This window comes from Nitrosomonas sp. JL21 (assembly GCF_009833095.1).
In the GTDB taxonomy this organism is placed as follows: domain Bacteria; phylum Pseudomonadota; class Gammaproteobacteria; order Burkholderiales; family Nitrosomonadaceae; genus Nitrosomonas.
This window is the reverse complement of sequence record NZ_QRCB01000016.1, coordinates 22,139-32,226: the sequence shown is the minus strand read 5'-3', so window position 1 is coordinate 32,226 and position 10,088 is coordinate 22,139. Positions and strand designations below refer to the sequence as shown.

The 10,088-nt window shown below is 48.0% G+C and carries 3 protein-coding genes; all 3 read right to left on the bottom strand.

Annotated elements, in window-relative coordinates:
* The coding region (locus tag ABF87_RS05950) for an integrin alpha (protein ID WP_160828219.1) at nt 1-1,404 on the bottom strand (1,404 nt) is incomplete at its 3' end.
* A 502-nt stretch (nt 1,405-1,906) separates the two neighbouring features.
* A complete protein-coding gene (locus ABF87_RS05945; RefSeq protein ID WP_160828218.1) occupies nt 1,907-5,881 on the bottom strand; it encodes an integrin alpha in 3,975 nt (1,324 codons plus the stop codon).
* Nucleotides 5,882-5,941: 60 nt separating this feature from the next.
* Complete coding sequence (locus ABF87_RS05940; protein WP_160828217.1) at nt 5,942-9,916, bottom strand: integrin alpha; 3,975 nt, start codon at nt 9,914-9,916, stop codon at nt 5,942-5,944.
* Nucleotides 9,917-10,088 lie beyond the last annotated feature (172 nt).

Here is a 10,088-nt window from a genome sequence, read left to right as displayed (position 1 = left end):
GCCAAAATCGCTGCGGCCAAATACCACATAACTCGAACCTTCAAAATGTTCCAAGTTATCGAAAGGCGCGCCAATGATCAGGTCATCGAAGCCGTCGTTGTTCACGTCCCCGGCGCTGCTGACGCTGCTAAAGAACGTGCGCCCCGGAATGGCCGTTACAGTGAAACCCATCTCACTGGTCAGCATGGTTAAATCGAGCGTGGCGTCGAAACTGGAAGCTTTCCCGAATACGACATACGCGGTTTGATCCGTGCCCACGATCACATCGTCGAAACCGTCGCCGTTGACATCACCCGCTCCGTCTACCGATACCCCATAGTACTGTTCGCTCTCAGCGCCATCGATACGAAAGCCATTGCTGCCATCAAGATGGGATAAATCGACTTCTGACGAAAATCCGGCGGTTCGCCCGAACAGAACATACATCGCACTCTCATAATCGGTATGAGAGGCTTCGTCATAAAACGCCTGGGTGCCAAACACAATGTCATCCAGGCCATCGCCATTGATGTCGCCGATATTGCTGACCGAATTCGGTTGTGGATTGGATTTTCCGTCACTGAAACTGAACCCGTCGCTACCGTCCAGGCTGGCCAAATCGAGCGTGGAGTTAAAGCCGCTAGCTTTCCCAAACACCACATAGCCGGTGTTTTGATCTGCTCCATAAGCATCGGCACCGACCGTCACCATCACATCGTCAAAACCATCGCCATTGATATCTCCGGCACCGCTCACTTCGGCGCCCCCTCCTTCCAGCCGGAAACCATCATTTCCATCGAGCCCGGATAAATCCAACCCCGCATCGAAACCGGAAGTCTTGCCAAACACCACATAACTGGCGGTTCGAGCACCCACGATCACATCATCGACACCGTCGCCATTGACATCACCGGCACTGCTGACCGTAACATTGACTTTTCCGGTACCGTCCATGCTGAAGCCATTCTTACCATCCAGCGTGGATAGATCGAGGTCGGCGGCAAAACCGCCCGCCTTGCCAAAAACCACATACGCAGCACCTTCGCTGCTGTTATAGACGCCATATGAACCCTCAACCCCAATGAGAGCATCGTCAAAGCCGTCGCCATTGACATCTCCGGCATCGCTGACCAGATACGGGGCTCTGCTTTCAATCATGCGGAAACCATCCGTGCCGTCCAAACTGGCAAGATCGATCACAGCGTCGAAACCTGAATTCTGACCAAACACCACATAACTGCGGCCATCGTGATAGCTAAAATAATAACTGCGCAGCGCACCCACCATCACATCATCAAGTCCGTCACCATTGATATCCCCGGCGCTGCTGACGGATACTCCGGAGAAAAAATCCACGCCTTCTCCATCGATGCGAAATCCATTGGTGCCATCCAGGGTGGCCACATTAATTGTTGAAATTGCCATATTGATAAAACTCCTTTTCTTTAAACAGGCATGCGCGAGAATCGAGAAAGAAATACTTTCTCCACGGTTCTCATCGATTCATGAATGAAGTCTACGCTGCAATAAATTGACTGACAATCAGCCAGCGCAGATCTACCTTTAATAAGATGAAATCAATAAGCAACTGATAATATTTATGTATATCCAGTAATTACCTGTCGCTTCGAGGTTGCAGACAGGTGCCAAACTGCCACCTAGACGCATGGGAAATATAAAAAGCGGAACAAGATGAGACCATGCAACTGCAACGTCATTGGTTAAGCTGAGGACAACATCGAGCTGACACCCAGTCGCGATATGACGAACAGAGTGATTGAAACTGATCATGGAGGCACGACATCATCAAATGAAACGAACGATTCAACAAGCGCGCCTGATAGGAAGTAAATTAGCTTGTTGAACCCAATTCTAATACTGGTACCGCCGAATACGGGTGCCAGTTCCGGTATTTCTTAAAAATTCACTACGCAAACACCGCTGTCATATTTATGCCCACCAGCAGCACCGCATCATCTTGGGTATAAGTATGATAAAAACCGTGACTGCCACCATCGATCCAATTGCCTTCCAGAATCACTTGATCGCCGGCATTGCCGTGGACTTTGAGGGTATCGGTGGTATCCGATAACGCTTTCAGTTCCGCACCCGTCAGCGTCAACGTATTGTCGCCGCGGCCATACAGGCAGATGGTTTCGATGCCTTGGATCTTATCGAGGTAATCGGTCAAGTCCAGATTCAGATCTGCACCGTCGGTATGCAGAACATCGTTGCCCGCGCCGCCATCGACCAATCCGAAACTCAGATCGATTACCTGAATATAATCATTACCTGCTTCACCGTAAAACTCATCCGCGCCGCCACGACCGATCATGCGATCATTGCCATCGCCTGCTTTGAAAAGCTCTGCCGCTGATGTGCCTTTGAGCTGATCATCTCCAGGTGTGCCAAGGATTTCGGGAATTCCTTCACCGCCAAAGTCGCTGCGGCCAAAGATGATATAGCTGGAGCCAGATCCATAACCATTCGAATCAGCTCGAAAAGCACCGACAATTAAATCATCAAACCCATCGCCATTTACATCCCCGGCGGTACTTACCGAATCGCCCGAGTAATCATCTGCCGTTTCCCCATCTATGCGAAAACCATAGCCTCTCTCCAGGCTTGATAAATCGATTAGAGCATTAAAGGCAGAGGCTCTGCCAAACACTACATAACTGGAACCTGATTTCCCGCCATTCGGATCAGCTCCCCAGGCACCCACAATCAGATCATCGAATCCATCCCCATTCACATCCCCAGCAGTACTGACTGATGAGCCCAAGAAATCATCTTCCGTTTCTCCATCCAGTCGAAAACCATTCGTGCCATCAAGACTGGACAAATTGATTTTGTCATTAAATCCTGAAGCTTTGCCAAACACTACATAACTTGAACCCGAAAAATCCCCCTGTTTGTCAGCCCCAGTTGCGCCAATAATCACGTCACCGAATCCGTCACCATTCACATCCCCGGCGGTACTCACCGACCTCCCTAAGAAATCATCTATTGCTTCACCATCCAAGCGAAAACCATTTTTGCCATCGAGACTCGACAGATTCATACTGGCGTTAAATCCAGTCTCTTTCCCAAAAACCACATAACTGGAACCCGAGTAAGAGCCCCTTGGATCAGCTCCATGAGCACCCACAATCACATCATCAAATCCATCACCATTCACATCTCCGGCACCGCTAACCGAAATTCCCGAATTATCTTGTGCTGCTATCCCATCTAAACGAAAACCATTCGTGCCGTCGAGACTCGATACTTCTATGCTGGCGTCAAATCCGGATGATTTACCAAAAACCACATAACTGGAACCTGATGAACTGCCATTTGGATCCATTCCGGGAGCTCCGACAATCAAGTCATCAAAACCATCACCGTTCACATCCCCAGCAGTACTCACCGAGAAGCCCAGGTAGCCATATAACCCTTCATATGACGCTACCCCATCCAATCGGAAACCGTTATTGCCATCGAGATTCGACAGGTTCATGCTGGCGCTAAACCCCGATGCTTTTCCAAATACTACAAAACTGGCACCAGATGTGTATGACCTCGAAGCCTGCCAGGCACCCACTATTACATCATCAAATCCATCACCATTCACATCCCCGGCATTACTGACCACGTTTCCCAAGAGATAGAATTTTCCTCCATCCAAACTGAAACCATTATTTCCATTGAGGGTGGATACATCTATCGCGGTGTCAAGGCCAGAAGATTTACCAAAAACTACGTAACTGGAACCCACTGAACGGCTAACAATCACATCTTCAAATCCATCGCCATTCATATCCCCGGCGGTACTGACTGAATGGCCAAAACCATCATACTCCGCTGCACCTTCCAGTCGAAAACCATTATTGCCATCAAGACTGGATAAATTAATGGTAGTCATCTCTGTGATTGAAACTTGGTTTTCAACCGATATGACGACATCGTCTTGCCTGTAGACGTGATAAAAGCCCTGAAGGCCCCCATCCACCCAATTGCCTTCCAGAATAACTCGATCCCCGGCATTGCCCTGAACTTTAAGAGTATCAGAGGTATCCGACAAATCCTTCAATTCCGCTCCAGTCAGCGTCAATGTGTTTTTGTCCGAGCCAGATAGGTTGATGGTTTCGATCCCTTGAATTTTCTCCTTGAAATCGGTCAGGTCTAAATTCAAGCCCTTGCCGTCCAGGTTAAGTACATCGATACCATTGCCACCGTCAACTAAACTAAAGGTGAGATCCGAAACGTCGATATCATCATTGCCTGAATCGCCATGAAACACATCTGCTCCACCAAATCCAAAGATATGATCATTACCATCGCCTGCTATGAAATGCTCTGCCGCTGAAGTACCTTTGAGTTGATCATCTTCAGGTGAACCTACGATTTCTGGGAAGATTCCAAAACGAAAATCTCTACGACCAAAGATAACGTAACTGGATCCTGACTCCTCTCCATTCGGATCAGCTCCGCGAGCAGCTACAATCAAGTCATCGAAGCCGTCGCCATTCGCATCCCCGGCAGTACTCACCGACCAACCGGAAGAATCCCATGCTGTTACGCCATCCAAACGAAAACCATCGTCTCGATCCAAGCTGGATAAATCGATGGCGGGATTGAAACCGGAGGCTTTACCAAATACCACGTAACTGGAACCTGATGAATAGCCGTTCGGATCAGCGTTATCAGCCCCGATTATCACATCATCAAAACCATCCCCATTCACATCTCCGGCACTGCTGACCGAAGAACCCGCACTATGGAATCTGATTCCATCCAAACGAAAACCATTATTGCCATCAAGGACTGAAAAATCCATTGTGGCATTGAAACCTGAGGCTTTACCAAATATCACATAACTCGAACCCGAGGAAGGGCCGTTTGATTCAGCCCAAGGAGCACCGACAATCAAGTCATCAAAGCCATCTCCATTCACATCTCCGGCAGTACTAACGGACGAACCTGAATGATCAAATTCTGCTGATCCATCCAAACGAAAACCGTTACTTCCGTCAAGAGTAAACAACTCCATGCTAGCGCTAAATCCAGATCCTTTTCCAAATACCACATAGCTCGAACCCGAGAAAGAGCCATTTGGGTCCGCCCAGGAAGCACTAATAATCAAGTCATCAAAGCCATCTCCATTCACATCTCCGGCATTGTTGCCCGACGCGCCTGACTTATCATATGCTGCCTCCCCATTCAAACGAAAACCATTCGTGCCGTCAAGAATAGAAAGATCCATACTGGCGTCAAATCCTGAGGCTTTACCAAACACCACGTAACTAAAACCTAAGTTGCCGCCTTTAGGATTTTCTGTATTAGTACCCACAAACACATCATCAAATCCATCGCCATTCACATCCCCGGCGTTACTCACAGAATTACCAGAAAAGTCCTTTGCCGCTACTCCATCCAAACGGAAACCATTGCTACCGTCAAGGCTCGACAATTCCATACTTGCGTCAAATCCTGAGGTTTTACCAAATACCACATAACTGGAGCCTGATGAATAGCCGTTCGGATCAGCGTTATCAGCCCCGATTATCACATCATCAAAACCATCTCCATTCACATCTCCGGCACCGCTAACCGAAATTCCCGACTCATCTTGTGCTGTTATCCCATCCAAACGAAAACCGTTCATGCCATCAAGAGTACTCAGATCCATCTTCGCATCGAATCCTGCGGATTTACCAAATACAACATAACTGGAACCCGACGAATCACCGCTCAGATCAGCTCCGGGAGCACCCACAATCACATCATCAAATCCATCACCATTCACATCCCCGGCATTGCTTACTTCCTGACCCGCATAATCTTGTTCTCTCACCCCATCCAAACGAAAACCGTTGATACCATCGAGGCTGGATAATTTAATTGTGGATATTGCCATGATTAAGTCTCCTTTAATGCCAGTGCTTGAAGTTAACCATCAATAGTTAATCGCAAGAGATCAGACAAACACCGCCGTCATATTCATGCCGACCAGCAGCATCGCATCATCTTGTGTATAAGTATGATAAAAACCGTGACTGCCACCATCGATCCAATTACCTTCCAGAATGACCTGATCTCCGGCATTACCGTGGACTTTGAGGGTATTGGTGGTATCCGACAACTGCTTCAGTTCCGCGCCGGTCAATGTCAATGTATTGTCACCGCGGCCATACAAACAGATGGTTTCGATGCCTTGAATCTTCTCGGGGTAATCAGTCAAGTCCAGATCCAGTTCTTTGCCGTCGGTATGCAGAACATCGTTGCCCGCGCCGCCATCGACCAATCCGAAACCCAGATCCGTTACCTGGATATAATCATTACCTGCTTCACCGTAAAACTCATCCGCACCACCTCGGCCGATCATGCGGTCATTGCCATCACCTGCTTTGAAATGCTCTGCCGCTGATGTGCCTTTGAGTTGATCATCTTCGGATGTACCCTCAATAACGTTAACACTTCCTGAGTTTTTTCTGCCAAAGATAATGTAACTCGAACCGGATTGAAAGTCGTTCCAATCAGCATGGCTCGCACCAACGATCAAATCGTCTAAACCATCGCCGTTAATATCCCCGGCAGTGCTGACGGAGGAACTCGACATATCAATCCCTGACTCTCCATCTATCCGAAAACCGCTATCGCTATCAAGATTGGTTAAATCCACCACATCGCTAAAACCGGAAGCTTTGCCAAATACGACGTAACTGGAGCCGCCGGTATAAGCATTTGGAGTACCGACAATTACATCATCGAATCCATCGCCGTTGACGTCTCCGGCAGTACTCACCGATCTGCCTGCCCAATCAGTTTCGACTTCACCATCCAAACGGAAACCATTACTGCCATCGAGACCGGCTAAATCCATCGCAGCGCTAAAACCCGAAGCGCGCCCGAACACAACATAACTGGAGTGAGAATGCTCGTCATTTGAATCACCACCAAAAGTACCGATAACCACATCATCAAAACCGTCACCGTTGACATCACCCGCACTGCTGACAGACTTACCCGAACTGTCGCCAGCCGAAGCGCCATCCAAGCGGAACCCATTTTTACCATCAAGATTGGCTAAATCCATCTCAGCACTGAAGCCTGAAGCCTTGCCAAATACTACATAACTATTACCTGAATTATCGCCATTTGGGTCGGCACCAGAAGCACCGATAATCACATCATCAAAACCATCACCGTTGACGTCGCCCGCATTGCTGACAGATTCACCGGAATAATCCCCATTGTAAGAATTAGAACCATCTGTCAACTCTCCATCCAAACGAAAACCGTTATGGCCATCAAGATTGGATAAATTCAGCTTGGCATCAAAACCCGAAGCGCGCCCGAATACCACATAAGTAGAACCGGATCTCACACCATTCGAACTAGCTCCAACTGCGCCGATAATTAGGTCACCAAAACCATCGCCGTTGACATCGCCTGCATCGCTGACCGTGTTGGCGTAATCACCTGCTTCACCATCCAGACGAAAACCGTTGCCGCCATCCAGCGAAGGAAGACTCAATGTAGCGTCGAAACCGGAAGCTTTGCCGAATAACACATAACTGGATCCTGAAGAATAGCCATTTAAATCAGTGTTGGCACCTAAAATCACATCATCAAAACCATCGCCATTGACGTCACCAGCAGAGCTGACCGAGTTACCCAACCAATTAAACTCATCTTCACCATCCACTCGAAAACCATTTTTTCCATCCAGTAAGGATAAATCCAGAGAAGCTTCAAAACCCGCGGCCGCGCCAAACACTACAAAAGCAGATCCAGAGGAAAGATCATAAATCCCGGAAGCTCCAGGAGCACCGACAATCACATCATCAAAACCATCGCCGTTGATGTCCCCTGCTTTGCTGACCGATCTGCCGGATTCATCAACTGCTGCCGATCCATCCAAACGGAAACCGTTACTGCCATCGAGACTGGATAAATTAATTATTGTTTTGGGCATCACCAAAATCCCGCTTTCGACCAATGCTACTGCATCACCTTGCATATAAGTGTGATAAGTGCCCTCACCGCCCCCATCGATCCAGTTACCTTCGAGAATCACTTGATCTCCGGCATTACCGTGGACTTTGAGCGTATCGGTGGTATCCGACAACTCTTTCAGTTCCGCTTCAGTCAGGGTCAACATATTGTCGCCCTGACCGGACAGGTCGATGGTTTCGATGCCTCGGATTTTGCCACGGTAACCAGTCAAGTCCAGGTTCAGGTCTTTGCCATCCGTATGTAAGACGTCATTGCCGCTACCGCCATCCACCAAGCCAAAGCCGAGATCCAACACCTGGATATAATCATTGCCTGCTTCGCCATGAAACTCATCCGCGCCGCCACGGCCGATCATGCGATCATTACCATCACCTGCTTTGAAATGCTCTGCCGCTGATGTGCCTTCGAGTTGATCATTTTCAGGCGTGCCTACGACAGGAAATCCTCCATCACCAAAGTCACTGCGACCAAAAACGATATAGCTGGAACCTGACCTTTCACCATTCGGATCGGCACCATTAGCACCGATAATCAGATCATCAAATCCATCTCTATTAACATCCCCCGCACTGCTGACTGAGCCGCCCGATAAATCATCTTCTGCCCCATCCAAACGAAAGCCGTCGATACTCGAAAGATTCGAGAGAGCCATGCTAGCGTTAAATCCAGAAGTTTTGCCAAACACTACGTAACTTGAACCCGACCAATGGCCGTTCGGCTCAGCACCAGAAACGCCAACAATGAAGTCATCAATACCATCTCCGTTGACGTCTCCAGCGTTGCTAACCGAGCTTATAGAGCCAAAATTATTATTTTCATTTAACCTAAAACCATTGTTGCCATCGAGACTCGATAAATCCATTGCAGCATCAAATCCAGATGCTTTACCAAATACAATGTAATTCGAACCCAGTAAGTTGCCATCCGTTTCAGCGCTCCAAGCACCGACAATCACATCATCGAATCCATCGCCATTTATATCCCCCGCAGTACTGACCGGCAAGCCCGCACTATCATGTGTCGTTCCATCCAACCGGAAACCATTTGTGCCATCGATACTCGACAGATCCATTACAGCACTGAATCCAGATTCTTTACCAAAAACCACGTAACTCGAACCCGACCCAGCACCGTTTAGATCAGCTTTATAGACACCCACAATCACATCATCAAGGCCATCACCATTTACATCACCGGCAGTGCTAACCGAGAGACCGACATAATCATATGCATTTCCATCCAATCGGAAACCATTATTGCCATCGATACTCGATAAATTCATTGCAGCACTGAATCCGGATTCTTTACCAAAAACCACATAACTCGAACCCGAGTCGTAGCCGTTTGAATCGGCACGGGGAGCACTCACAATCACATCATCAAAACCATCACCATTCACGTCCCCCGCATTACTGACTAAAAAACCCGCTTCATCATATTTTGCCGCCCCATCCAAACGAAAACCATTTGTGCCATTGAGACTCGATAAATTAATTACAGCACCGAATCCAGATTCTTTACCAAAAACCACGTAACTCGAACCCGAATCGTAGCCGTTTGAATCGGCACCAGGAGCACTCACAATCACATCATCGAAACCATCACCATTCACATCCCCCGCATTGCTAATTGAAGTGCCCAACAAGTGATTTATTCCCTCTCCATCCAATCGAAAACCATTATTGCCATCGAGATCAGACAGGTTCATGCTGGCGTTAAATCCGCCCGCATTCCCAAATACCACATAACTCGAACCCGAGCCGAGCGCGTTCTGATCAGACCCAAAAGCACCGATAATCACATCATCAAAACCATCGCCATTCACATCTCCGGCAGTACTAACCAGGCCCGAAAAATCATATTGTGTCTCTCCATCCAAGCGAAAACCATCTATGCCATCGAGACTGGATAAATTGACTATTGGTATTGCCATGCCAAAACTCCTTAAGAAGGATTTATCGATCAAGCGACTGGAAAGAAGTATTGAATATTCTGCCATTTTGGAAAATGACAGAGCCCATGTTATGTCAGAAAAACTCTGATGACAATCAGATAGTTCTGTTGATAGCCATGAATTCGGCAAGCGGGGAAATCAAAAAATGCCA